The organism is Streptomyces olivoverticillatus (assembly GCF_014203555.1).
Classification (GTDB): Bacteria; Actinomycetota; Actinomycetes; order Streptomycetales; family Streptomycetaceae; genus Streptomyces; species Streptomyces olivoverticillatus.
In genome coordinates this window covers 426,738-448,440 of the sequence record NZ_JACHJH010000003.1, presented here as the reverse complement: position 1 = coordinate 448,440, position 21,703 = coordinate 426,738, and the positions used below count along the sequence as shown (strand labels likewise).

General features: G+C 67.4%; 32 protein-coding genes and 1 tRNA gene. 8 read left to right on the top strand and 25 right to left on the bottom strand.

The features are described 5' to 3' along the window. Window positions 1-28 precede the first annotated feature (28 nt). From FHS39_RS12650 to FHS39_RS12630, 5 genes are all read right to left on the bottom strand, one after another. Entirely contained in the window at window positions 29-328 is a 300-nt protein-coding gene (locus FHS39_RS12650) for a hypothetical protein (protein WP_184349389.1), read from the bottom strand. A 57-nt stretch (window positions 329-385) separates the two neighbouring features. After that, a complete protein-coding gene (locus tag FHS39_RS12645; protein WP_184349387.1) occupies window positions 386-610 on the bottom strand; it encodes a hypothetical protein in 225 nt (74 codons plus the stop codon). A 17-nt stretch (window positions 611-627) separates the two neighbouring features. Further along, on the bottom strand, window positions 628-936 hold the full coding sequence (locus FHS39_RS12640; protein WP_184349386.1) for a hypothetical protein: 309 nt from the start codon (window positions 934-936) through the stop codon (window positions 628-630). A 16-nt stretch (window positions 937-952) separates the two neighbouring features. Then, window positions 953-1,144: a hypothetical protein gene (locus FHS39_RS12635; protein WP_184349372.1), complete on the bottom strand. Its 192-nt coding sequence runs from the start codon at window positions 1,142-1,144 to the stop codon at window positions 953-955. 135 nt (window positions 1,145-1,279) lie between these two features. Then, on the bottom strand, window positions 1,280-1,504 hold the full coding sequence (locus FHS39_RS12630) for a hypothetical protein (RefSeq protein ID WP_184349371.1): 225 nt from the start codon (window positions 1,502-1,504) through the stop codon (window positions 1,280-1,282). A 557-nt stretch (window positions 1,505-2,061) separates the two neighbouring features. Here FHS39_RS12630 and FHS39_RS25710 point away from each other — a divergent pair. From FHS39_RS25710 to FHS39_RS12610, 4 genes are all read left to right on the top strand, one after another. Then, window positions 2,062-2,847: a GntR family transcriptional regulator gene (locus FHS39_RS25710; protein ID WP_184349369.1), complete on the top strand. Its 786-nt coding sequence runs from the start codon at window positions 2,062-2,064 to the stop codon at window positions 2,845-2,847. Window positions 2,848-3,096: 249 nt separating this feature from the next. Then, complete coding sequence (locus tag FHS39_RS25705) at window positions 3,097-3,411, top strand: GIY-YIG nuclease family protein (protein WP_184349367.1); 315 nt, start codon at window positions 3,097-3,099, stop codon at window positions 3,409-3,411. Between the two features lie 375 nt (window positions 3,412-3,786). Further along, window positions 3,787-4,362: a DUF6907 domain-containing protein gene (locus FHS39_RS26055; RefSeq protein ID WP_425507772.1), complete on the top strand. Its 576-nt coding sequence runs from the start codon at window positions 3,787-3,789 to the stop codon at window positions 4,360-4,362. Window positions 4,363-4,773: 411 nt separating this feature from the next. Further along, complete coding sequence (locus FHS39_RS12610) at window positions 4,774-5,673, top strand: hypothetical protein (RefSeq protein WP_184349364.1); 900 nt, start codon at window positions 4,774-4,776, stop codon at window positions 5,671-5,673. Window positions 5,674-5,684: 11 nt separating this feature from the next. Here the strand turns inward: FHS39_RS12610 and FHS39_RS12605 are convergent, their stop codons facing one another. Continuing rightward, window positions 5,685-6,281 carry an HD domain-containing protein gene (locus tag FHS39_RS12605; RefSeq protein ID WP_343069540.1) on the bottom strand — a complete coding sequence of 199 codons (597 nt, stop codon included), beginning with the start codon at window positions 6,279-6,281 and terminating at the stop codon, window positions 5,685-5,687. Between the two features lie 301 nt (window positions 6,282-6,582). Between FHS39_RS12605 and FHS39_RS12600 the strand changes: the two genes are divergently transcribed. Then, window positions 6,583-6,966, top strand: coding sequence for a hypothetical protein (locus FHS39_RS12600; protein ID WP_184349361.1), 384 nt, complete (start codon window positions 6,583-6,585; stop codon window positions 6,964-6,966). Window positions 6,967-7,240: 274 nt separating this feature from the next. Continuing rightward, on the top strand, window positions 7,241-7,975 hold the full coding sequence (locus tag FHS39_RS12595) for a phosphotransferase (RefSeq protein WP_184349359.1): 735 nt from the start codon (window positions 7,241-7,243) through the stop codon (window positions 7,973-7,975). A 9-nt stretch (window positions 7,976-7,984) separates the two neighbouring features. Here FHS39_RS12595 and FHS39_RS12590 read toward each other — a convergent pair whose 3' ends face one another. The 5 genes from FHS39_RS12590 to FHS39_RS12570 all read right to left on the bottom strand — a co-directional run bounded on the left by FHS39_RS12590 (window position 7,985) and on the right by FHS39_RS12570 (window position 10,956). Further along, window positions 7,985-8,524, bottom strand: a complete 540-nt coding sequence (locus FHS39_RS12590; protein WP_184349358.1) for a DUF4231 domain-containing protein — start codon at window positions 8,522-8,524, stop codon at window positions 7,985-7,987. Window positions 8,525-8,736: 212 nt separating this feature from the next. After that, a complete protein-coding gene (locus FHS39_RS12585; protein ID WP_281396812.1) occupies window positions 8,737-9,285 on the bottom strand; it encodes a pyridoxal-phosphate dependent enzyme in 549 nt (182 codons plus the stop codon). A 683-nt stretch (window positions 9,286-9,968) separates the two neighbouring features. Further along, complete coding sequence (locus tag FHS39_RS12580) at window positions 9,969-10,217, bottom strand: hypothetical protein (protein WP_184349355.1); 249 nt, start codon at window positions 10,215-10,217, stop codon at window positions 9,969-9,971. An 11-nt stretch (window positions 10,218-10,228) separates the two neighbouring features. Next, window positions 10,229-10,606, bottom strand: a complete 378-nt coding sequence (locus tag FHS39_RS12575; protein ID WP_184349354.1) for a hypothetical protein — start codon at window positions 10,604-10,606, stop codon at window positions 10,229-10,231. Window positions 10,607-10,635: 29 nt separating this feature from the next. Then, on the bottom strand, window positions 10,636-10,956 hold the full coding sequence (locus FHS39_RS12570) for a hypothetical protein (RefSeq protein ID WP_184349353.1): 321 nt from the start codon (window positions 10,954-10,956) through the stop codon (window positions 10,636-10,638). 170 nt (window positions 10,957-11,126) lie between these two features. On the opposite strand from FHS39_RS12570, the gene FHS39_RS12565 reads away from it, so the two are divergent. Next, the gene (locus FHS39_RS12565; protein WP_184349352.1) at window positions 11,127-11,408 is read left to right on the top strand and encodes a hypothetical protein; all 282 of its coding nucleotides are present in this window, start codon (window positions 11,127-11,129) and stop codon (window positions 11,406-11,408) included. 261 nt (window positions 11,409-11,669) lie between these two features. Here FHS39_RS12565 and FHS39_RS12560 read toward each other — a convergent pair whose 3' ends face one another. The 11 genes from FHS39_RS12560 to FHS39_RS12515 all read right to left on the bottom strand — a co-directional run bounded on the left by FHS39_RS12560 (window position 11,670) and on the right by FHS39_RS12515 (window position 18,639). Next, window positions 11,670-11,864: a hypothetical protein gene (locus FHS39_RS12560; protein WP_184349351.1), complete on the bottom strand. Its 195-nt coding sequence runs from the start codon at window positions 11,862-11,864 to the stop codon at window positions 11,670-11,672. Between the two features lie 482 nt (window positions 11,865-12,346). Continuing rightward, window positions 12,347-13,624, bottom strand: coding sequence for a DNA methyltransferase (locus FHS39_RS12555; RefSeq protein WP_184349350.1), 1,278 nt, complete (start codon window positions 13,622-13,624; stop codon window positions 12,347-12,349). Then, a complete protein-coding gene (locus FHS39_RS25700) occupies window positions 13,621-13,749 on the bottom strand; it encodes a hypothetical protein (protein ID WP_281396811.1) in 129 nt (42 codons plus the stop codon). The genes FHS39_RS12555 and FHS39_RS25700 overlap by 4 nt, the downstream gene beginning before the upstream one ends. Then, window positions 13,746-14,615 carry a hypothetical protein gene (locus FHS39_RS12550; protein WP_184349349.1) on the bottom strand — a complete coding sequence of 290 codons (870 nt, stop codon included), beginning with the start codon at window positions 14,613-14,615 and terminating at the stop codon, window positions 13,746-13,748. The genes FHS39_RS25700 and FHS39_RS12550 overlap by 4 nt, the downstream gene beginning before the upstream one ends. 43 nt (window positions 14,616-14,658) lie before the next feature. After that, window positions 14,659-14,733: transfer RNA gene (locus tag FHS39_RS12545), tRNA-Leu, on the bottom strand. Between the two features lie 16 nt (window positions 14,734-14,749). Next, window positions 14,750-15,490 carry a hypothetical protein gene (locus tag FHS39_RS12540; RefSeq protein WP_184349348.1) on the bottom strand — a complete coding sequence of 247 codons (741 nt, stop codon included), beginning with the start codon at window positions 15,488-15,490 and terminating at the stop codon, window positions 14,750-14,752. After that, window positions 15,490-15,921 (bottom strand): hypothetical protein, encoded by a 432-nt coding sequence (locus FHS39_RS12535; protein ID WP_184349347.1) that lies wholly within the window; start codon window positions 15,919-15,921, stop codon window positions 15,490-15,492. Before FHS39_RS12535 ends, FHS39_RS12540 begins: the two co-directional genes overlap by 1 nt. 49 nt (window positions 15,922-15,970) lie before the next feature. Beyond that, window positions 15,971-16,144, bottom strand: a complete 174-nt coding sequence (locus tag FHS39_RS12530) for a hypothetical protein (protein WP_184349346.1) — start codon at window positions 16,142-16,144, stop codon at window positions 15,971-15,973. Next, entirely contained in the window at window positions 16,144-16,311 is a 168-nt protein-coding gene (locus FHS39_RS12525) for a hypothetical protein (RefSeq protein ID WP_184349345.1), read from the bottom strand. Before FHS39_RS12525 ends, FHS39_RS12530 begins: the two co-directional genes overlap by 1 nt. A 10-nt stretch (window positions 16,312-16,321) precedes the next feature. Continuing rightward, a complete protein-coding gene (locus FHS39_RS12520; RefSeq protein ID WP_184349344.1) occupies window positions 16,322-17,680 on the bottom strand; it encodes a replicative DNA helicase in 1,359 nt (452 codons plus the stop codon). Then, window positions 17,677-18,639 carry a hypothetical protein gene (locus tag FHS39_RS12515; RefSeq protein ID WP_184349343.1) on the bottom strand — a complete coding sequence of 321 codons (963 nt, stop codon included), beginning with the start codon at window positions 18,637-18,639 and terminating at the stop codon, window positions 17,677-17,679. Before FHS39_RS12515 ends, FHS39_RS12520 begins: the two co-directional genes overlap by 4 nt. A gap of 216 nt (window positions 18,640-18,855) precedes the next feature. Between FHS39_RS12515 and FHS39_RS12510 the strand changes: the two genes are divergently transcribed. Next, the gene (locus FHS39_RS12510; RefSeq protein WP_184349342.1) at window positions 18,856-19,248 is read left to right on the top strand and encodes an endonuclease domain-containing protein; all 393 of its coding nucleotides are present in this window, start codon (window positions 18,856-18,858) and stop codon (window positions 19,246-19,248) included. Window positions 19,249-19,262: 14 nt separating this feature from the next. Here the strand turns inward: FHS39_RS12510 and FHS39_RS12505 are convergent, their stop codons facing one another. The 3 genes from FHS39_RS12505 to FHS39_RS12495 all read right to left on the bottom strand — a co-directional run bounded on the left by FHS39_RS12505 (window position 19,263) and on the right by FHS39_RS12495 (window position 21,599). Then, window positions 19,263-20,528 (bottom strand): DNA cytosine methyltransferase, encoded by a 1,266-nt coding sequence (locus tag FHS39_RS12505; RefSeq protein ID WP_184349341.1) that lies wholly within the window; start codon window positions 20,526-20,528, stop codon window positions 19,263-19,265. A 124-nt stretch (window positions 20,529-20,652) separates the two neighbouring features. Next, window positions 20,653-20,913, bottom strand: coding sequence for a WhiB family transcriptional regulator (locus tag FHS39_RS12500; protein ID WP_184349340.1), 261 nt, complete (start codon window positions 20,911-20,913; stop codon window positions 20,653-20,655). Continuing rightward, window positions 20,910-21,599 carry a hypothetical protein gene (locus FHS39_RS12495; RefSeq protein WP_184349339.1) on the bottom strand — a complete coding sequence of 230 codons (690 nt, stop codon included), beginning with the start codon at window positions 21,597-21,599 and terminating at the stop codon, window positions 20,910-20,912. Before FHS39_RS12495 ends, FHS39_RS12500 begins: the two co-directional genes overlap by 4 nt. Window positions 21,600-21,703 lie beyond the last annotated feature (104 nt).

The window sequence follows — 21,703 nt, the reverse complement described above, 5'->3', positions numbered from 1 at the left end:
CGGGAGCGACCCACGTAGTCCCGCGACATCACGCCGCCTCGGCGGAGTGCTCGTGGATCGCGATCAGCTCGTCGAGGACCGGTTGCGCGTCGGGATTCGCCAGGTCGTAGGTGCGAGCCTCGGCCAGCGCCCCGTCGACCGCGACCTGATCGAAAGCAGCCGACGCGGCGAGGAAGCTGGCGATCAGCTCGGCCCGCACGGCGGCCTCCGCGTCGACGACTTCCGCTTCCGACGGCCACAGTGCGTTCCGGGCGTCGATGATCTGGGCTCGGCGCCGCATCTCCTCCAACGGCGTCGGAAATGAACGGACAGTGGTGTTCTCAGGCATGGTCGTACTCCGAATCGTGTGAGTGGAGCAGAGGAAGAGCAGGAGGAGGGAATGCGGTCAGACCTCGTTACGGTCGAAGGCGAAGAACGCCACGTTCGCCTGCTGGAACTCGGGACGGCTCTCGACGACGTGCTGCCGGATCGCCAGATACGCGTCCTGCCGAGTCACTCCCTCGGGCGGGTTGTACGTGCCGTGGCTGGTGAACTGCATACGGCCCGGAACATCCAGCGTGATGAGGAAGAAATGCGTCCCCTGCGGCTGCTGTGCAACGGGTTCAGGCATAGCGGTGTCCTTCCAGGTCAGAGGAAGTCGGACTCGTCGAGATCATCGAGGTGTTGGTTGGCCCAGCTCAGGAGGACGGCCCGCTCGGGATCGCTGTCGGCCAGGCCGAGGGCGTCGGCCAGGTAGGTGGCGGCAGAGCTAAGGGAGTCGGCATCGTCCTGGAAGTGGCTGGACAGGCCGAGGCCGAGGATGCTGGCGGCTCGCTGTACCTGCTCGATGAAGTCGGGGAGGTCGGTGGCGACCGTCTGCTGGGTGATGTTGGCGACGGTCTGACCGTGATTCGCAATGACCCGGTCGACGGTGACGAGGCGGGGCGTTGTGGGCATGTCGGACTCCTTCGGGTTAGCGGTTGCGGATGCGGTCGATCTCCCGGGCCTCGGCGAGCAGGCTCCCGGCGGTCGGGCGCACGTGCCTGTCCTCGCAGTCCTCGGCCCAGGACTGGTGTGTCCAACAGGTGCTGCGATCATCGGCATGCATTCCGGCGTCCTCACGCCGGTTGTCACGCTCGATGGCGGCAGCAAGCTTCTTGTTCACAGCGGTGTCCTTCCAGGTGGTCGTGCCGGGATGGAACAGAGCAGGTGCGGCTACAGGGAGCCGCCGGGAAGCCGCTGCGGCAACGGCTCCAGCACATCGGTACGGGACTCGGCACGACCGTGCTGCGGCTCAGGCTCAGTCGTTGGCATGACCGCCGCCATTCACCGAAGCGTTGTGAGCGGCCTGGACCGAGTCATCCAGAGCGAACATGTGACCCAGACGCTCAACCTGCGCCCGCGACAGCTTTACGAACACGGCCGCACCCGACTCCGTCACAATCTCCAGACGAGCCACCACCGCAGACCCCGGCACCGACGTCGTCCTCGACCAGCCCTCCACCACCGCCAACAGGCGCTTCAACGGGGCCATCACACCCACCCCCGGACCGGCGGCTGAACCGCGAACCGGGCCGCATTCGCCAGCGCATCCCGCGCCGCCACCTGGAACACCGGCAACGACGGCCGATTCGGATGACCCGGCTCCTCAGCAATCACCGCAATACGAGCCAACAACGCATCAGCACGCCGCTGCTCCGCCGCAGCCACACGCGGCCTCGGCAAGAACACCACCATCACCACCCCCGCGACACGATCACACGACGACGAGCAGCCGGCTCCGACGGAAGCGGAGACAGGCGGAGCGCAGGCGCTGCGATCGTGCGACGGAGAACCTCATCGGAACGCGAGGTCGAAACGGCGGGGCGAAGGAAGCTGGGCTGCCCTACGGCAGAGGTACTACGCTGGGACACAGATCTGCCCTCCAGGATTGGGGTTCGGGTAGATCCGGCCCCGGTCAGGCGTAGCCGCGCCATTACGACCGGGGCCGCTTTGTCGTTACAGCGAGAACCCTACCCTATGGCAGGGGTTCTGCACTATGGTTAGGAGCGAAAGGTGAACCCGGACCGAGAGGAGACCCCTGTGCAGGCGGCCTACGAGCGCATCGCGGCAACAGTGCGCGATGCGATCGAGCGGGGCGAATACTCGCCCGGCGCTACGCTGCCGTCTGCCAAGGAACTGGCCAAGGCCCACGGGGTGAAGTCGCAGGAGACAGCCCTCAAGGCCCTTCGACTGCTGGAGACAGAGGGGTACCTCACGATCCAGCACCGAGTCGGTGCGACGGTGCGCCATCGGCCAAACATCCGGACCGTAGTCCGCGACCGTCATGCCTACCGCGACGAAATCGGTTACTTCTTCGACCAGGGCGCGAAGGAATGGCGAGCCATCGGCGCCCCGACACGTGGCCTTGCCGTACCGCCGCGACACATCGCCGACCTGCTCGGCGTGCCGCACGACGAGAACACTCTTGTCCGCGACCGGGCGATGGGCCCAGAAGGATCCCAGCGCCCTCTACAGATCGCCACCAGCTACATCGCCTTGAGCCTCGTTGCAGAGATCCCTGCACTCGGTGCCGAGAAGGCCGGCCCTGGAGGCATCTACGACCGGATCGAGGAACACTTCGCGGGTCCCATCGAGTGGAGGGAGACGATTTCTTCGCGACTCCCGGATGGTGAGGAACAGAACCGTCTCGGCATCCCGCCAACCGTCCCGGTGCTCGTTGTAACTCGGGAGTCGCGCGTCCGTCGTGGCAACGAGGAGGTGATCGCCGAGGTGAACGAGACACGCATGGCTGCCGAGCAATTCGCTGTCTCCTACACCGTTGAGAGAGATGCGACAGCTGCATGGCCGCGTGAAGAGCGTCCCTAGCTGAGGATCAACGGCCGGGTGGCCGGCGCCACCCGGCTGGAATCCGAGGCATCACGGATGCGCTGGCCCAAGAGTCCCAACTGTGGATGAAGGGAACTGATGAGCACTCCTGATGGAACCGATCGCACCGCGCTCCGCCGCCTCTACGATGTCAACGATCAGCCACCGCGCAGCAAGCTTGGGCCCAAGGCGCCGGTTAGCCCACATGCAGGCGCCCCAGGAAACCGCGGGCAGGTCCCTCACCCTCCAGTGGGCGACAAGAAGGCCAGCGAGTCTGCCGTCTACCGCCTGTTCGACTCAACCGGTCAGGTCTTGTACATCGGCATGAGTCGCAACCCGATGGCGAGGTGGGGAATCCATGCCGAGCAGCACTCATGGTGGCCGCGTGTAGCCACCTACGAGCTGGCTTGGTATCCGACCCGCCAAGAAGCTGAGGCGGCTGAGAAGGCCGCGATCAAAGCCGAGTCGCCGACATGCAACGTCGCGCATACCCCAAGACAGGGGCAGCGGATCATGGCAGCCATCCACCGGGAGACGTTCCGGCCACTCGCAGGCCACACCTGACTCCAGCAGAACGGCCGGGCTGTCATGATCTGCCCGGCCGCAGGAACCGACGGTCGTCACTCGGGGCGGAGGTGCCTGTGGAGGGATCGGCTCCGGTCGCATTTCCGTGGCCTCTGCACTTGGCTTTTCCTGAGACGCAAGTCCAACCCCCTAGCCGTCGCGGTCACGCTCAGGGGAAGGTGGTTGAGCGGCTCGAATCGGGGCTCGCTCGGATTTTACAGTTCAACTCGAAAACCCTGGGTCTAGCCGTTGCGTTGGCGCTTGTTAGAGGGTGCTGAGGGAGGGCCTCAGGTCACCCCGGCACACGAGTACGGCCGGGCGGTGTAGGAGCCGCCCGGCCGCAGTAACCAGCGGGGTCCAGCCCGCTGATCAGTAGTGATTCCGTCTCGTCAAAGGGGATTCACCGTGTCCAATGTACCGCCCTGCCCTGCTCCGGTGTCTGTGAGTGCGGCCACGATCACGCCCCAGCCGCCCGCGGCCTCGTCGCCTGTGTCTCCGGCCACGGTTCCGCCGCAGTGTCCCGCCGAGTCGGCCCCGGTCCCGGTCCGTGGCTCGTTCACGGTCCCTTTGATCACGGGCGGCGTGTTCACGGAATCGTGTCCGTCGGGCTGTACCCGCGATCACGCCCTGGATGCTCGCGGCGCGTTCCTGGAGGACCTGTATCACCAGTTCGGCGAACCGGTGTCGACGACGGTGCCGGTGTTCGATGCGGGTGACGGGACGGCTCCGATGCCGATTCTGGCGGCGCACATCCAGGTGGATCCGTATTCGTCGGAGGCTCGTCTCAGGGTGCCGCATGTGGTCCTGGAGCCGGCGCCGGATGACGTGATGGAGTGCTTGGATCCGGTGGAGCTGGGTGCGGTGATCGCGCAGGTGCGGGCGCACTGTGACCGGCTGGACGGGGTGCTGGCCCGGCTGGTGGCGGCGCGAGCGGAGTACGAGGGCGCGTGACCGTGTGGCCGGGCGGTGTCACCGCCGCCCGGTCGACGGGTTCGCCCATTCTGCCGGTAGGGGTGTTTGGTCGTTTTCGGGAGGGGTGTCATGCGTGCGTTTTCGACGCTTGGTGAGGCGTCTTCGTTTATGGCGGTGGAGGTTGACCGGGCTGCTGGTTGCCGTATGCAGCGGCTGGGTCCGGGAGTTGAGCTCAGGGTGGGTTCCCTGGATCTCGGGTGTGGGGCTTTCTCCAACGTGTATGACGTGTGTTGGGAGTCCTGTGTTACGGCGGGTCTTCATGCGCTGCCTCGCCCGGTGCCGATTCATGCTCTCGCTCGTGACCGAGGTTCTCTTGTTACCTCGAATGCCGGGTTTTTCTTCCTGGCGGATCGCGCTTCAGGTTTCCCGCGGAATGCGAGTCTGAATCTGGTGATCGAGGCCGGCCGGTTCGTCAGCCTGCCCGTGGTCGATGGTGAGGCGGTTCTCTGCAAGGGGGGCGCCTTGTCGATGGAGTATGTGCCAGCCCGTGGGCGGCTGGTGCTCAACGGCGTGCTGTTGCCGTGGGCTGGTTCGCGTACTGGGCGCCCAGCCGAGTGCTTCGTCTACGGGAACGGGAACGCGGCTATTTCGAGGCGGCAGCACCCTGTTACCGGTAGCGAGCGCGTGCTCGACGAGGGCTCACGGCTGACCCCGGCCATGTCTCCGCGGGACGGGTGGGTGGATATCGGCTGCCGGGCGACGCGGGGCGTGTTCGTGTCGACCGACTGGTCGGCGGTGGGTGGGCTGGACATCTTCGCGTCTGACCTTGTGCTTCGCTGTCCTGCTGGCCTTGTCCCGCGCGACAGCAGGAGCGTGGTGCGGGTTCTGAACGCCGGTCCCTTGGATGCGGATGTCTTGCCGGATGCTGCGGTCTCGGTGGGGCCGTCTCTGGGGTTGGCGGACTTCGGGAATCATCCGGTCAACCGGGATCCGTCGCTGGGGGATGTCCCTCCGTTCGCGGACCGGCGGCTGGCGCGCATTGCCCTCTTCCAGGACGTCGAGGGCCGTATGCACCTGTGCTTGTTCGATGGGCGGCCAGGCTCGCGGGTGTTCCCTGGGGTCACTGCCAGCGAGGCGCGTCGGGCTATTGCGGCTCATTCCCGTTTCGCGTGGGGGTGTTTCCTTGATGGCGGGCAGACAGCGAAGCTCGTCGCAGCTGAGGGCGACAGTGTCGTCGGTCACGGGAACCGGCACTATCTGCGGTGGCCGGAGGATGGTGCTGGTGGTTTTGTGTGGGTTCCTGATGAGGGTCGCCCGGTGGCCAGTGCGATAACGGTTGGCTTGCGCTGAGCCCTTGGGCGTCAGGTCTGGGTGTGGCCGTATCGGGTGCTGAGGGGCGTCAGTTCAGGTTCGCCGAATTCGTCGCGCAAGGCTTGGAAAGCTCTGGCTTTGTCTGGCCCGAATCTCGCGACGTAGGCGGAGTAGGCCGTGGCTGACAGGAATTTCGGGGGTGTGGTCTTGCTGTGGAACTTGTCGGCGTACATGACCAGTCGTTCCTCGTTGGTTTCGGCGAGGAAGTCCGCTGTGGGCAGTGGCAGGTTCTGTTGCTGGATGTCGTGTTTGGTGAGGCCGACTCCGGTGTGGCAGGAGCAGAAGCGGCACAGGCGCTCCGGGAGGCCTTCCTGGCGGAGGAGGTCGTAGCCGAGCACTCCGTGGCGGATGTAGTTGCCGTGGTCGAGCTGGCCGGTGTGGTCGTAGAGCTGGTAGACGCCGATGTCGTGGAGGAGGGCGCCGGCGCGTACCAGGTCGGTGTCGAGCTGGTGGTCGGTGCTGGTGAGGAGTTGTTCGGCGATGCTCCAGACGATCTCGCAGTGGGTGTAGACGAGGTCGAACGCCTCGGTCGTGGGTGCGTATTTCTGGTGCAGTGCACGGATGTCTTGGGCGGTCGGCAGGATCACCGCGGCAGCGTAGCAATCCCTCGTCATGGTGAGACGCGGTCCTGTTCGCAGATGATTACGCGGGCGCCGTCAACGTTCACTTTCGAGCGTGCGGCGTGGCGGGTGGATCCTGACCGCCTGATGGATCTCGATTCTCCCTACTGCGGGCACACGCGGCTGTGTATCGGTCGGCTGGCGTTTGATGATGCCGCGTACCGGGAGCGGGTGCGATTGGTGGCGGCGCGTGTGGAGTTTGGGGCGTAGTGGTTCGTGTGGCTGGGCGGTTCTGCCGCCTGGTTGTCCTTTCGGCGAGGAGGCTCAGATGGGAACTGTCAGTTCGCTTAGCCCGTTCCGTGTGCTTGTGGCTGGTTCTGAGGAGTGGTCGCGGAGTGCTGGCCGGGCCTCGTATGAGAACCAGCACCTGGTCTACGGGGAGCTCGACCGCGTCCTTGCTGGGCTGGCGCCTGGCCGGGAGATGGTCGTTGTGCATGGTGGTCGGGGTCCGGCGATGTGGGCGCATTACTGGGTGTGTGGCAAGCGTGTCCAGGGCGTCCAGGTGAGTCAGGACATCCACCTCCGGGATGGGGCGCTCGAGCGCATGGTCGCTGCCGGTGCGGACGTGTGCTTGGTGTTCACCCGTGACGGTGGTGGCCGGACGGCGGAACTCGCGAAGGCCGCTGGAATCCCGCTGAGTTTCGTCGTATGAGGCTTCCTGGCTCGTGAGGGGTCGGGACGATTCTGGGGATTTGGGAGGGGGTGTGTTGCTGTGGCTGATGAGTGTGATCACGAGTGGGTGAAGTGGAGTGGGGCTGATCGTTGCCGGAAGTGCGGTGCGACGGCGTAGTTGTCAGTACGTTGCTGCCTGATGGCGGCAGGGTGGGGGCCATTTTGGTGGCCCCCATTTTTGTTGGGGAGGTTGTGTGGTGCGTACTGGTTGGGTGGGGTTGCCGGCGGAGGTTCGGGCGGCTGTGGTGGCGCGGATGGGTTCTCTGGGGGTGGTTGAGGATGTGCCGCATGGGATCACGTGCCGGTTTGCGGCGGTGTTGTCGACGGCGGACGGCCGGCTGTTTGTGAAGGGGGTGCCTGCCGATGACGTCTGGGGGCGGACCGGGCAGGCGTGGGAGGCAGCGGTGAACGCTGTGGTGACGGCAGTGAGCCCTCGGCTGCTGTGGCAGGTCGAGGTGGGGGGCTGGGAACTGCTGGGCTTCGAGGCGGTGGATGGCCGGCATGCGGATCTGTCACCGGGTTCGGCGGATCTGCCGCTGGTGGCTGCGGTCCTTGAGGAGGCTCAGAAGCTGAAGGCGCCGAGCGGTGTGGGGCTTCCGCAGTACGTGGACCGTGAGCTGGGTGGTGCGGTGTCGTCGACGGAGCGGGAGCTGCTGCTGGGTGACGCGTTGCTGCACACGGATACGAATCCGCACAACCTGCTTATCGGTGACGGGCGGGCGTGGCTGATCGACTGGGCGATGCCGGCGGCGGGTCCGGCGTGGGTGGATGTCGCGAACACTGCGGTGCGGTTGATGGAGGACGAGTGTGGTCCGGCTGAGGCGCTCGAGTGGGCGTCGCGGTTCGAGTCGTGGCGAGGGGCGGATCCGGCGGCTGTGGCGGCGTTTGCGGGGGCGACGTGCCGGGCCTGGGAGGCTCGGGTGGGGGCGCGGGGCGCACGGGCGTCGAATTCCCGGTTTGAGGCGCTGGGCGCGGGTAGGGAGGTTTGACAATGGCAGTTATGGGGTGCCGGGGTGACTTGATTCTTCGTGGAGACCAGCGCGTAGCGATGTGGCCCAGGCTGATGTTTCCAACTGCACCAACTGCGTGACTCTGTCGACCAATTGGCCTGAGGCGTCAAGGCCGTCGTAGGGCGGCCTCTTGTATCGCCATTCCATGAGTTCTCGCTCGATAGCCACGTATGTGGTGGCAGAGCGGACCCAGTTCTCACGCCAGCGGAAGATGAGGCGGATGCCCGAGAGGAGTACGATCGTCCCTCCGAGGGTTCCTGATACTAGGGACGATGCCCCGGCTGCAGAGGCGACTGGGATACTTGCCGATACTGCGAGAACCAATACCTCTGAAACGTAGTATCCGTATTTGTTTAGCTCGATCCGGCAGTAATAGAAGCCGATATTTTCTTTGACTGCGTCGGGGATTTTGGCAGTCGAGCGGTGTGCACCTCTTCGCTTTACATCAGAAAACCAGCGTGGTGCCAGGTTTCGGTAGTCTACTTCCAGCCCCAGGATCTTTTTCACTACTTCTGTGATGCGAGACATAGGAACGACGTTAGTAATTGGCGTGCAGTCTCGCCATTCAGATCCACCATCTGGGCGTTGCGGTAAGCGTCTGCTGGCGTGTGGCCTGTGGTCTGGGAAAGGTTCAGTGACGGTCACGGATCGCCGGGGTGGTGTCAGCCAGCGTGGGTCGTGCGCTGGCAGACGCGACATGGCACCCACCCGGTCGGGTGGGTGCCATGTCGCGCTGGTGCCTAAACGAGGTCGGTGGGGTTGGTGTTGGCGCCGCAGAGTACGACGGCGATGGTTTCGCTGGCTGTCGGGGTGTAGGTGCCGGTGGTGAGGGCGGCGAGGGCGGTGGCTGCTGCGTGTTCGACGGCGATGCGGCGGTGGTCCCAGAGTGCTTGGCGTGCCTGGAGGATGGCGGCGTCGGGTACGAGGATGGACTGGACGCTGGGGTGTTGCGCTGCGGCGAGGGCCATGGCCGAAGTGCGGCGTGCGCCGAGTGAGTCGGCGGCGATGGAGTCGACGGTGACGTCGATGGTGTGTCCGGCTGCGAGGGCCGCGTTCAGCGCTCGGCAGTTTTCTGGCTCGACGGCGATCACGCGGATGCCGTAGTGCTGGGCTGTGGTCGCGATTCCGGCGAAGAGGCCGCCACCGCCGACGGCGACGACGATGGTGTCCAGGCCGGGGATGCGCTCCCGGATTTCGTCGAGGAGGTCGCTGTTGAGGTCGTAGGCGGCGTTGGCGTAGGCGCGGAGGTTGTCACGGACGGTGGGGTGCGTCACGTTCGGGTCGGCCATGATGTTCTCCTCAGGGTGGCTGGGATTGCAGGTCAGTCGCCGGTGTCGACGCCGTCCGGCTACTCGTCGCGGGCGTAGGCGGGTAGCTCCGGCATGACGGAGGCGATGGGCACCCATCGCTCGTCAACGGGGCCGTCGATTCGCTCCAGGAGCCGGTAGCCGTCCCTGGGCACATAGACGGCGAGCCCGTGCTCCGACCACGTGAGCAGGCGCTGCAGATTGCGGGGCGCGGATGGGGCGGCCTTGGGATGGGCTGTGCCATCAGCCCACAGCCTGCCCTCGTCGTCCTGAGCGACGTGATGGGATTCCGTCCACCCCCATGAGCCGGCGTGGGTGGCAATGTCGCGGACGCGAGGCGGCGTGCAGTAACCCGGGAGGTCCATAGCGCGGGCATGCCGCCTGGGTGTGTTCGTGGAGCTCATCGAAGTCCTTCCAGGTCATCGGTGTGGTCGTACCGGCCGTTCCAGTAGTTGCGGTCCTCGCGGGCGGCCCGCCGGCACTCCTGCGGGTCGGGGCAGTTGACCGTGGCCGTGAAGCGGCGGGCGGGGCGCTCGGTCGGCTGGCCGGGCTTCGGGGTGGCAGTGAGGTTGGTCTATGCGCACCTCGCGAAGTCGGCGGCGGGCAGATGGCGGGTGGCCTTGTAGGTGCGCAGCGCCTCGTACAGGGCCGGGTCGGCCGGGGCGCTAGGCATCGCGGTTGGCCTTCTTGCGTTCGCGATAGGCGCGATAGGTCTCCAAGCCCTTGGCCTTGAAGGATCCGTACCCGGTGGGGACCAATCCGGCGGTCCATCTCCAGCATCCATCAGTCGAGACCTCGACCTTCTCGGCGAAGCGCCGAATGATCTGGTGAGTGATCAGCCGCTCGGAGCCGTTCGCCATCGTGATGGTTGTGGGCTTCCACTCGTTGACCACGCGCGCGATGTCCGTGTGCACTAGGTCTCCAATCAGACTGCGAGCTCGAAGCGAAGGCCGAGGGCGGCCATGCGCTTGTAGGACTCGATGGCTATGGCGAACACGGGCGACGTCGGCGGGTACACAGCGACATGCGTCCAGTGGCTGTCTATGAGCGCCCACACCCGCTGCGGCTCGGTGCCGTTGGTGGCGCGCCACGCCTTCGCGGCGTAGCGGCCGAACCAGGAGCGGTACGAGCGCACCTGCTGCTCGTCGAGACCGAGCCGGGTGAGGAATGTTGAGCACTGGATCAGCCGACCCGCCGCCACATCTGCGGCAACCGAGCCGGACAGGACCCGGTAGCGGAGCGGGGGGTCGGTGTGGAGCGCGGCGCGGATCGTGCGGCGGATGACGGCAAGCGTGCGGTGCATGGTTCCCCCAGAGGTGCCGCAGGAGCAGTTCAGCGGGCGAAGTGGTCGCGGATCGTGGCGCGGAGCACCTTCATGGCCTGGCGCTTGTTCGGGATGCCGTCGCTGTTGCTGCCGTCCGGAGCCTCGATGACCCAGCCGGAGAACCAGGCGCCGTCCTTCTTGAAGTGGCGTTGCATGCCGGCGACCATCTCGACGTCCCGGTACTCGGGGCGGAGGAGGTTGTCCGCGACGCGCTGCGGGTCCTTGGCGTGCTCCGGGTCCGGGATGTACAGCGCCCAGACGGTGTGACCCATGTCGACGATGGCGATGTGATCGGCGTCGTAAGGCTGATCGTGATCGGTGTCGTTCATCCTGTCTCCCCTACGATGCGGGCCCCCTTGGCGACGATTCCAACTTAATCCAAGTCGCTTGGCCAAGCAAGTAGTCCAAATAGATTGGACAAGATTCTTTGATGTGCTCTACGGTGGCGGCGCCCATAGCCCCATAGTCATGGCCAAGCAGCTTGTGTAAACATGTCCGCATGACCGACTACGCCCCCAGCCCCCAGCTCGCAGAGGCTCTCGACACCTACACCAAGGCTCAGCAAGCAGCAGACGTAGCGCGCGAGAAGCTGCGGGCTGCAGTTGCCCAAGACCTCAAGACCTACGACGTCACCGCCGACGCCATCGCCACCCACCTGCCGTGGTCCGGCGAGACCGTCCGCGGCATTGCCCGCGAATACGACGTGCCACGGAAGCGAAAGCCCACCGTCAAATCCATCAAGCCCAAGAAGCGCACCGCCGGAGGAGGCGCCTCCGGCTGATCGGAGAGCTCCAAGGTCGACCCCGGCGCCTGACCCGCCCACCTCCACGCGCGACTGGGATGCGTCTGCGGGTTGCCTGTCAGCGGGACGCGAATCAGCTGGTCATCCGCTGTTCCCGTGGGTGGCGAGCTGGGCGAGGTCGGTGATCGGGTCGGCTGGCTCAGGCATCGTCGGCCTCCTGGAGTCAGTCGCCGCCGCACGGGCAGGCGGCGGTCTGGGGAGCGGCGATGTGCTGCTGCCGGGGCGACCGGGCGGTGGCGGTCAGGTGGCGTCCGGTTCCTGCGCGGCGGGCGGTCGTTCGGTGTGGAGGGTGTCCCAGTTGGTGGCGTCCCAGATGCGCTGGGATGCGGCTTCCAGGATGTCCGGGGAGAACTCGGGCATCCGTGCCGCCCGCGCGAAGGCGGCACGGATCCCTTCGTCGTCGTGAGTTTGCTGCCGTTCGGTGGGGTCGGTCACGGTGATGTCCTTCCGTGGGGCCCGGCCTGTGGCGGCCGAGCCGGGGTGGGCTGCGGTTCTCTTTCGCGGAAATCGGGGCTGGGGCTGGCGTTCAGGGCGGGTCCGTATCCGGGCCCGGAGCGACTGCTAGGCCGCGAGTGGCGATCGGTCTAGGCCCGCAGCCTCTGCGGTGGGGCAGGGCCAGGGGGTGACGAGTCCGCGGCAGCGGTGCCCGTCCCAGCCGGAGCACTCGGCGCAGTCCGCGAATCCACGCCGGATGATGGGGCGGTGGAGTCTCGCGACTGCCGCGAGACGTCGAGACAGGGTCGCGGCGGACCGACGTGACCTCTTCCGGGGCTCTGTGCGCCGTTCTGAGGCTCGTTCGGCTAGCTCCCGGACTCCGCGCCGCAGGCGGTCCGCTTCGGTCGCCGTGAGGCCGCCAGAACGTTCCGCGCGGTCGGCGAGGACCAACAGCTGCTCCACCGTGGCCGGCTGCTGGCGCGTCACAGCGCACCGTCGAACAGAGACGGGCTGATGGGGCTGGTCAGCCGGACCTGACATAGCCGGGCATAGGGCTCGTGCCGCTCGATGCCGATCGCGCGCCTGGCCTCGCTGACGGCGGCGACGAGGGTGGTGCCGGAGCCGGCGAACGGGTCGAGGACCACGCCGCCGGGCGGGGTGGCGATGCGGACGAGCCACCGCATGAGCGACAGGGGCTTGGGGGTGTCATGCGTGACCCCGTTGACCGTGACCCGTTCGGACGCGGGCGTCTTGGAGTCCAGGCGGAACACGGGAAACGAGCGGGCAGCGTCGCCGACTTCCCGTACCGGGCAGCCGGGCAAGCAACCTGCCGGTGGGCAGTCGTGGCCGAGGAGGATGTTCGTGGGCCAGCCGCCGCCCTCGGCGGGACAGGCCGCGACGTTCAAGCCGCCGACCCCGTGCCGCAGAAGGCCGCCGACCAGGCTGTCGTAGCCGGTCGATTTGCGGGCCAGGAGGACCGGGTCGTGAGCGGGCCGCAAGGCGGTGTTCCATCCGGCCCACTTCTTGGCCTGCTCTGAGTGCGGGGCTGAGACGACGCGGTCCTCCGAGAACGCCCCGTACAGGCCGGCGCCGCGCGCCTGCCCAGCCTTGCGGCTGATCACTTCCCGCTGCCCCCACGCCTCACCGACGGTCCGCTTACGGGCGTTCAGTTCAGTGACGAGCGGCAGAATGTCGGTGTCATCGAAGCCCAAGGCCTCCCGCAGCCGGGCCCACTGCTCGACTGTGGGGACGATGGCAGCCCTGCCTTGAGTGGTCCATAGGCCGCCCATCCCGGAGAAGCTGAACAGGGCATCGATCTGCCTGTTGGTCCAGCCGACTGCGTCTCGAGCGGCTGCCAGCCAGGCGGTCACCTGCAGGACGTGCTCGCGGTCGTCGCGGTGCCGGTCTATGGCCCGTGCGAGGTCGGTGCCTTTCGGTTTGCCGTGGGTGTAGATCCAGTCGAGTTGGTCGATGACCCGGAAGCCGGCGTCTTCGGCGGCGCACACCATGCGGTGGTAGGTGCGCGGGGCGGCGAAGGCGAGGAGGTGTCCGCCCGGCTTGAGGACGCGGAGGCATTCGGCCCACATGGGGGTGCTGTAGGCGATTCCGGTGGTGTCCCAGGCTTGCCGGGCGATGCCGATCTCGTAGGGCGGATCCGTGACCACTGTGTCAACGGATGCGTCGGGCAACGTGGGCAGCATGTCGAGGCAGTCCCCGAGGTGGAAGGTCACGTCGTCGTCGGCGTAGTACGGAGTGATCACAGCGTCTCCCCGATCACGATCGGCACGTCCTCGACGCCCCGCTCCGGCTCAGGCTCGGAGAACTCCCAGTCCGGCAGCGGCTCGTCGTCCCACAGGCACGGCTCCGCCCACCAGGTCGCGGTCACCAGACCACGTCCTCGCGACGCGCGTCCCAGCGGAGGATCGGCTTGCCCAGTTCCTCGGCGTAGGCCAGCTCGCCGGCCGTGGCGTCGCCCACGCTGCCGTCGGGCTTGGGCACGATCACGACGACCATCGCGTCGGCGATCAGCGCCCGCCACATCGCAGCCAGTTCCAGCGCCAGCCGGTCGTTCACCTCGGTCAGGTGCGGCATGTGCACCGCGTAGCCCAGCCGCGTCGCAGCACGGGCGGCCGCGTGCAGCAGGTCCATGTGCCGGGTGGAACCGCAGACCACGGCGGTCGGCCAGCGGGGCGGGGTGGTCACGACGCCTCCCCGGCGGCCAGCTCCAGCAGGACGGTGGCGTGGCCGACCCGTCCAAGGCGGGCAGTTGGCTTCCCAGTGCCAGCCCATGGCCGGCGCCCGCCGGTTGCCGTGCTCGGGGCAGTCGGCATCCGGGACGATCCCGCCGCACGGGTAGGCCTTCTGGCAGGTGCAGGGCCCCGTCGCAGCCGCGTAGGGGATGGCATGCCGCAGGTTCCGTGGCTCTGGCCGGCCGCCAGTCAGCGCTCGGTGTGCGCGCTCGGCGACCACGGCAGGGTCTGTGCCGCCCAGCGGGTGCAGGACCGGCACCTGGACGCCGTCGCTGGACAGACCCCACTCGACCACGCCCTGGGCGTCGCCGTCGCCGGACCAGCCGATGACGAGGTACCGATCGTGCCTGTCGGCGGAGAGGACTTCGGCGGCGTCGGGGGTAAGCGTGATGACGATCGCGGATTCATGGGCGTCGTCGACAACCCAGCCGCGCGCCTCAATACCGTCGACGACGGCGCGTACCCAGGTGTTCGGCATCTCGTCGGTGATGTGGATGGTCATGCGCTGGCTCTCCTTGCGCTCGTGTGTGAGAGGTGGAGGCGGGTGCCCGAGACGGGAGTCGAACCCGCAGCTGAGCGGTTTTTAAGACCGCGGCGTCTTCCAGTTGCGCCACTCGGGCTGACGGGCGTCCGGGATCAGGCCGCGGCCGTTCCGTCCGGGTGGGCGGTCTGCCAGCGGGCCTTGCTGCGGGCGTGTTCGCAGGCGCGGCAGCAGCGTTCTTTCTTGCCGCCCCTCCGGACCTGGATCCTCAGGTTCTCTCCGGCCAGCTCGTGGCCAGCCCGGCAGTGTGTACGGGACGGTTCGCTGCCACAGCGCTTGTCATGGTGGGTGAGGCGCGGGGCTGTTTCAGGGGCGTACCAGGCGGCCTGGAAACGCTGCCGAGCGGCGCTAAGCCGACTGGCGAACGTCTTGTACGGGATACCGAGGGAGGCCGCGGCCAGGGCATGGTCGTCGTGTCGGGCAAGGGCTTCGACTGCCTCGCCCTGGGCCCGGGTGAACAGATCACCGATCTGGACGGCGGCAAGGTGGTCGACCAGGCGGTCGATGGCGTTGTCCTCGAGGGGCGTGTTCCAGTACTGGAGGTATCGGGGGCTGCTTGCCGGGCCCTGGTGGGCGTGGCCGTTGCGATAGCCCCGCGCGTGGAGGCAAGCGGCAGTCTCGGCGTTGATGGCCCTCCATCCGGCGCGGATCAATTCGGTGCGGCTCGGGGGCTCCTCGGCTTCGACTAGGTGCTCGGCGATGGTGGACCAGGCCGTCTGGTAGCGGGTGAGGCCGTCCATGCCGACGGCCCGTGCTGCACTGACGGCGGTGCGAGCGAGACTGTCGATGTCTGCGAGTGTGAAGCCGTGGACGACAGGGGCGCGATTGTCGGACATCAGGCGGCTTCCTCTCGCGGAAGGTCCGGCAGCGGGTGATCGGTGTAGCGGGTGGGGTGGTCTCCGTGCAGATCCCGGCAGCCAGTGCGTCGGCACCAGTGGGTACCGGCGAACGTCACGCCACCGTCAGCCGTGAGGGCCAGCGCTGCGAGCCCCCGAGCGAGGGCGTTGAATGCCTCGGCGCATCCCTTGCCGCCGTATTGCAGAGCATCGCCCTGGAAACCGATGGTCTCCACGCACTGACGTGCGATGGCAGCGCACTGCGGAGAACTCAGCCGCCTCAGCTTCATCATGTGCAACGGGACAGCCGCACCCAGCGCGGCCATCAGCAGCGGATTCGCCGCAGCCACGGTCGCGGCGGCACTCGTCGAGCGTGCAGCCGAAGCAGCGGGGAGTCCCTGAAAATCGTCGAGGTCACTGGTCTCGTCCATCAGGTGTCCTTGGGTGAGGCCCCGGCCGCGCGGCGGCCGGGGGTGTGGGTCAGGCATCTCGGCGGATGTGGCAGAAGCCGCAGACAAGCGGGTGGCAGGAGGGGTTTTCGGCGTCGCAGAACTCGCAGATCCAGTACTCGTCCACCGGCGGCGCGGTCGGCGGCCAGTCGCCCCAGATGTCAGCAGGCGACGAGGCATTGGGGTGCTGGGCAGAGTCGGTCATCAGGCGGCGCTCCTTCGGGTCGGGATGTACGCGGGCAAGTGGCGGGCGGTAGCCCACTGGTGGCCGCAGACGGGGCAGCGGTAGCCGTGGACGACGGTGTCGCCGCGGCGGCGGGTGGCGGCCGGCGGTATGCCGCGGCGGACGCAGGCAGGGCAGGAGTCGGTCATGGCCTGCGCCTCAGAACTCGCGGCCCATGGAGCGGAGGCGGGCGTAGTGGCCTTGGAAGGTGAGGGCGATGGTTCGCCCGGAGGCGCCGTTGCGGTTCTTGGCGATGATGAGGTCGATCTCGCCGGCCCTCGGTCCGGTGTCGGTGCCGTCTTCGGCGAGGGGCCGGTGCATCAGGACGATGATGTTGGAGTCCTGCTCGATGGCCGAGGAGTCTTTGAAGTCGGTGACGACGGGCTGGCGTCCGGCGGCGCCGCGGTTGAACTGGGCGAGGGCGATCACCGGGACTTCGAACTCCATCGCGAGGAGCTTCAGGCCACGGGACAGCTCAGCCACCTCGTTGGCCCGAGTACGGTCGGACTTGCCTGACTCGGGGGTCATCAGCTGGAGGTAGTCGGCGACGACCATGGCGGGCGCGGTGCCACGGGAGGTCATCCACCGCATACGAGCCCGGATCTTGCCGAGAGTGAGATTCGGCGAGTCGTCGAGAATGAAGTTGTCGGCGTTCTGCAGCCGCGGCGCCGCCTTGAAGACCTTCTGCCAGTCGGAGTCGTCGAGCTTGCGGCGGACAAGCTTGTCGAGAGTGATGCCTGCTTCTGCCGCAGTGAGGCGGGCCATCAGTTCGGAGCCGCCCATCTCCATCGAGGCGACGAGTACGGGCTTGCCGCGGGTCAGGGCGACGTGTGCGGCGAGGTTCATGCCGAGCAGTGACTTGCCGCCGCCGGTTGCGGCGCCGACGGTGACGAGCTGGCCGGGCTTGAGCTCAATGACGTCGTTCAGGTCGTGCCAGGGGGTGTCGAGGGCGCGGGGATCGGCGCCTGCCTCGAGTTCGTCGATGAACTCCATCCAGCGGTCGGCGACGGCGAGGCGGTTGTCGGCCTGGCTGACGCCGCCGGCTGCCGCCTGGAGGTCGGCCATGGCGGTGTCGAGGATTTCGGCTGCTGAGGCTGCAGCTGTCATGGCTTGGTAGGTGGCGCGGCGGGTTGCGGCGAGGACGGCGCGGAGTTGGGCGTGTTCGCGGACGATGTCGGCGTAGTACTCGCCGTTGGCGGTGGTGGGGACGGCTTGGACGAGCTGGTGGAGGTAGACGGCACCTCCGATCTTGGTGAGTTCGCCGGAGGCGAGGAGCGCGGCGGCCACAGTGATGGGGTCGATCTTCGGGTCGCGGCTGGCCGCGTACAGGTCACAGATCGTGCGGTAGATCGTCTGGTGGTTCAGGGGCAGGAAGTCCTGCGGGCCAGCGAGGATCGCGGCGATGGGTTCGATGACGCGCCGGTCGAGGAGCATCGAGCCGAGGACGGCCATCTCGGCTTCGCGGTTGTGGGGTTCGGGGGTGTCGGCGGTGTCGGTGGTCCATGCGGTCTCGGTCATGCGGCACGGCCTTTGCGGTCGGGGTGGCAGTCAGGGCAGCGGGTGAGGCTGCGAATGCCTCGGTCGTCCTCGGTCTCGCGGGTGCGGCTGATTTCGTCGCAGTCGGGGTGCTTGCACCAGTCGGGCAGTGCGGCCGGCGCCGGGCTCGGGGACTGGCTCCCGGTGGATGGGTCGGGGTGCTCAAGCCAGATGGTCAGCAGGAGGCTGGCGAACTTGATCGGGTCTCGCGGGTTCCAGCGGCTTGCGGCGACGGCGGCGAGGCGGTCGACCCCGCGCTTCTTGATGAGCTCCTGGATGGCGATCCACTGCATGCTGCTGAGGCGGGCCCAGCTGACGCTGATGTTGCGGCGCCCGAGTGCGTCGATGAGGGGCTGGGCCCAGTCGGGGATCTGGACGGCCTGAGGTGCCTGCTCCGGCCCCCTTGCCTGCAGGCTTTTTAAAGGCATGGCCTGGCTAGGCGTAACGCTATCTAGGGGTGTGCGCTGTGACAGACCCTCCTGACCTGCGGCGGAGCCCGAAAAGTGGGGTTCATTTCGCGCGCGAAATGAGTGTGAATCCGATTCATTTCGCGCGCGATTTGAATCGCGTTTTGCTTCCGCGCCCCGCGCCCGGGACTTCGCTGCGCGGTCCGCGGCTGCCCTCCGGCTCGCCTCCACCTGGTCCCTGGAAGCGTTCCGTCCGCCCTCCAAGAAGTCGTGCATCAGGTAGTCGCCAACAGGGGGCTGGGGGCATCGCGGGCAGTCGTGCCCGGCCGCGTGCCAGAGGCCCGCTTCAATGAGCTTGCGGACCTGGGCGGCCGTCCCGTTGAACGGTTTGACGATCTCCTTGGGGACCCAGCCTTCGAGGAGGTGCTGTGCCGAGTAGGCGCCGCACCGCATCCATAGACCGAGCGCGGCGTTCCCGGCCCGAACGAACTTCGGGTGGGAGTGCGCCGAGTCGTCGATCTTGAACCAGGGCATCGGTCCCTCTTCCGGCCAGGTGCGGATAGTTCGGTGGTGTGGGTGCCGGTCAGGGGCCGGCGGTCACGCGGTGGTGGGCTCGAGGGCGGTCGTCTCGTGCCTGCTGATGTCCGCGCCGGTGATGGCTTCGACCAGGGCGCAGAGGATGACCTCGGCGGCGTTCGGGGTGACGGCGTTGCCTCCCCAACTCGCCTTCTGTGCAGGTAGAATCGGGCAATGAGAATCCCGCGCACGAACTGTGCCCGATGCGACGTCGTCCTCACTGACGAGAACGGATACCGCCGGTCGGACTCGGCCACGTTCCGCTCGCTCTGCCGCAGTTGCTTCGCCCATGGGCGCCGGCTACGGCACGACGCTGATGAGGAGAAGCGACGGGAGGAACTCGGTCTGGCGTCCCCCCACTGCGCGATCTGCGGCTCGACCGAGACCGTCACCCGCTCGGGCCGCGTCCGCCATCCGTCGATCGACCACTGCCACCGCACCGGCGTGATACGTGGCGTGCTCTGCAGCGGATGCAACTCCGGTCTCGGCCTGTTCAACGACGACCCTGCTCGGCTTCGCGCGGCGGCTGAGTACCTGGAGCGGTACGCCACTTCGGCGGGAGCGTGATTCGAAGGCGCTGGTCACGCCGCCACCTCCAGGCTTGCGGTCAGCGGGATTCCGGTGGCTGCGGACACGACGTGCGCGGCAAGCAGGGGCGGGACGGCGTTGCCGATTTGCTCGAACTGCTTGGTCTTCGTCCCCTGCCAGGGGTAGTCGGCAGGGAACGACTGCAAGACGGCGGCCTCCGCCTGCGTGATGCGGACTGTTTCCGGGCTGGCGAACTGCGACTGGCCCTGGGGCGACCGGTCCCGGTGGCCGGGCGGGGCGATCCGGTCGGTGGCGCACACGGTCGTGGCCGGGCGCTGCTGGACCCATTCGACCCGAGCCGAGTTGTTCCCGAACGCCATCGTTGGAGCGGGCTCCTCGACGGTCCGTATCGCCGCGTTCGGCTGGTTGCCGTTCCGGAGAACCCAGGACACGTCGTTGCAGCGGGCCCCGAAAAACAGGGTTCCGGCGGGCTCGTCCAGTTCACGGACAGCTGCGTTTTTCTGTGTGCCGTTGCGGAGCGCCCATGCTCCTCGCTCCTGCTCCTTCAGCAGCGCCTGCCGGGCCTGCGAAGGGAAGGGCTCCGCTCCCCCGGTCTTCCCCCCGCCGGCGGTTACCGTGGGCGCCACCCGCTCTGTGGCACCCCAGCCGAGAGCCTCGGCCATCGACACCCAGCGGGCGCGCCCCGGACCGAACAGGCCGGCTTCCTCGGCACGCTCGGCATGCGTGGGCTCGGGTGCCGTGACGGTCCGCATGCGGGATGCGATCAGGATGGCGCGGCGACGAGTTTGCGGTACGCCGTAGTCGGCGGCGTTCAGGGTGCCGACCCATACCGAGTAGCCCCAGCTGCGGAGGATCTCGGCGTACTGCTTCCACAGTGGCAGCACGTCTGGGACCTCTTCCATGCACACCCACTCGGGTCGCAGGTCGTACAGCCAGCGCATCGGTTCGGCGGCGAGGATGCTCCGCTCGTCCTTACAGGCCGCCTTGAGACGCGACCGGGTGTCGCGGCCGTGGGCGAGGTCGTGAACGGCCTGGTGTACGAGCGGCTGGTCGGCGAGACCGAGACCCTTGCCGGCGCGAGACCACGCCTGGCATGGCGGAGACCAGATCTGCTTCTTTGCCCGACCCTGGAATGGCGCGGTCGGGTACTGGGCGACGTCGCACTGGATGGTCAGATGCCCTGCGGCGGCCCGGGTCTTGCAGGCTGCGGTGTCCCATTCCAAGCCGATGTCGCGGAGGCCGAGGAGCCGCAGCCCCTCTGACCATCCTCCAGGTCCGGCGAATCCATCGATGATCACAGCCGGGCCCCCCTCGCGGCGCGGGCCATGCGGACACCGGGCACGGCGTGTGCCCCCCGGCTGGAGCGGCCCGCGCCGCAAAACCAGTCCATGAGCGAGAGAGCATGGTCATCGTGGTGGTACATCACGAGTTCTCCTTCTGCCGCTGGCTGCGGTCGAGGGCGGCACGTTCGCGGGGGGTGAGGCCGCCGCGGACCGTGTCGCGAAAGTGGCTGCTGAGACCACGTTCTTCAGCGAGTGCGGCCGCGAGGCAGGGGCTGGTCACCGGGCATGCGCGGCAAACTTCCTTCGCCCTGGCGGCGTACCGCTTTGCAGCCAGCTCGGGCGCGAAGTCGACGTTCCGCTCCCGGCAGAGAGCCTTCTCCTCCCAGGCTGGGGCGCTCATGCCGCCACCGCCTGCTTGCGGATCTCGCGGAGGAGGTCGTGGACGTACCTGGGGTTCATGTCGAGCCGGTCGGCGATCTCATCCTCGGGGATGCCGTAGGAGGAGAGGTGGCGGATCTCGGCGCGGCGGTCCTCAGCGACCTGGCGCTGGTTTCGCCAATCGGGGATCTCGTCGGCGATGTCGGGAGTGCAGGCCGGGTCGTCGATGTCTGACCATGCGCCGGCTGGAGCCCATCCGCATTGGATTGCGCGGGCGCGGGCTTTGCGGTGCGTACCGATAGTGGGCAGCAGGACGCGGTAGGCAGCCTCAACTGCACGGGCCGTGCGTCCGTCCACAGTGGCGTGATGGCCGTTTGCGAGACCGCTGATCGTGGAGGTGTAGAGCCCGGCTACTGAGGCGATGGCGTCGGGGCCGTGGCCGGCGCGGTAGAGGGCTTGAACGCGGCGTCGGCAACCGTGGCTCGGCCGGACCGCCAGGTCGTCGTAATCGCGTGGCCGGACAGCGAGGATGCGTTGCGCCTTCTCCCGTCGGCACTTCTTGGTGCGCCCCTTGGTGATGTACAGGATGGTGCTGGTGGAAACGTTGGCACGGCGGGCGATCAGACCGAAGCTCATCCCGGTGTCGTGCAGGCTCTGGATGTGGGCTGCGAGGGGAGCAACGTCGTAGAGCGGCGGCTTGCCGGACATGTGGGCGAGCTTGCGCATAGTGCAGGCTCGAGAGTGGGCTCGCACACAAAGAGCGCAGCGACATCCGGTCCATGAACCGTTTTTGGCGCCCTTATACCGGTACT

Bases quoted from the DNA above. Each gene is read 5' to 3' on its own strand.
- FHS39_RS12650 (WP_184349389.1), bottom strand. From the start codon at position 328: ATGCCTGAGAACACCACTGTCCGTTCATTTCCGACGCCGTTGGAGGAG.
- FHS39_RS12645 (WP_184349387.1), bottom strand. From the start codon at position 610: ATGCCTGAACCCGTTGCACAGCAGCCGCAGGGGACGCATTTCTTCCTC.
- FHS39_RS12640 (WP_184349386.1), bottom strand. From the start codon at position 936: ATGCCCACAACGCCCCGCCTCGTCACCGTCGACCGGGTCATTGCGAAT.
- FHS39_RS12600 (WP_184349361.1), top strand. From the start codon at position 6,583: ATGGGAACTGTCAGTTCGCTTAGCCCGTTCCGTGTGCTTGTGGCTGGT.
- FHS39_RS12595 (WP_184349359.1), top strand. From the start codon at position 7,241: ATGGGTTCTCTGGGGGTGGTTGAGGATGTGCCGCATGGGATCACGTGC.
- FHS39_RS12590 (WP_184349358.1), bottom strand. From the start codon at position 8,524: ATGTCTCGCATCACAGAAGTAGTGAAAAAGATCCTGGGGCTGGAAGTA.
- FHS39_RS12585 (WP_281396812.1), bottom strand. From the start codon at position 9,285: ATGGCCGACCCGAACGTGACGCACCCCACCGTCCGTGACAACCTCCGC.
- FHS39_RS12575 (WP_184349354.1), bottom strand. From the start codon at position 10,606: ATGCACCGCACGCTTGCCGTCATCCGCCGCACGATCCGCGCCGCGCTC.
- FHS39_RS12570 (WP_184349353.1), bottom strand. From the start codon at position 10,956: ATGAACGACACCGATCACGATCAGCCTTACGACGCCGATCACATCGCC.
- FHS39_RS12565 (WP_184349352.1), top strand. From the start codon at position 11,127: ATGACCGACTACGCCCCCAGCCCCCAGCTCGCAGAGGCTCTCGACACC.
- FHS39_RS12550 (WP_184349349.1), bottom strand. From the start codon at position 14,615: ATGACCATCCACATCACCGACGAGATGCCGAACACCTGGGTACGCGCC.
- FHS39_RS12540 (WP_184349348.1), bottom strand. From the start codon at position 15,490: ATGTCCGACAATCGCGCCCCTGTCGTCCACGGCTTCACACTCGCAGAC.
- FHS39_RS12535 (WP_184349347.1), bottom strand. From the start codon at position 15,921: ATGGACGAGACCAGTGACCTCGACGATTTTCAGGGACTCCCCGCTGCT.
- FHS39_RS12530 (WP_184349346.1), bottom strand. From the start codon at position 16,144: ATGACCGACTCTGCCCAGCACCCCAATGCCTCGTCGCCTGCTGACATC.
- FHS39_RS12525 (WP_184349345.1), bottom strand. From the start codon at position 16,311: ATGACCGACTCCTGCCCTGCCTGCGTCCGCCGCGGCATACCGCCGGCC.
- FHS39_RS12520 (WP_184349344.1), bottom strand. From the start codon at position 17,680: ATGACCGAGACCGCATGGACCACCGACACCGCCGACACCCCCGAACCC.
- FHS39_RS12515 (WP_184349343.1), bottom strand. From the start codon at position 18,639: ATGCCCTGGTTCAAGATCGACGACTCGGCGCACTCCCACCCGAAGTTC.
- FHS39_RS12510 (WP_184349342.1), top strand. From the start codon at position 18,856: ATGAGAATCCCGCGCACGAACTGTGCCCGATGCGACGTCGTCCTCACT.
- FHS39_RS12500 (WP_184349340.1), bottom strand. From the start codon at position 20,913: ATGAGCGCCCCAGCCTGGGAGGAGAAGGCTCTCTGCCGGGAGCGGAAC.
- FHS39_RS12495 (WP_184349339.1), bottom strand. From the start codon at position 21,599: ATGTCCGGCAAGCCGCCGCTCTACGACGTTGCTCCCCTCGCAGCCCAC.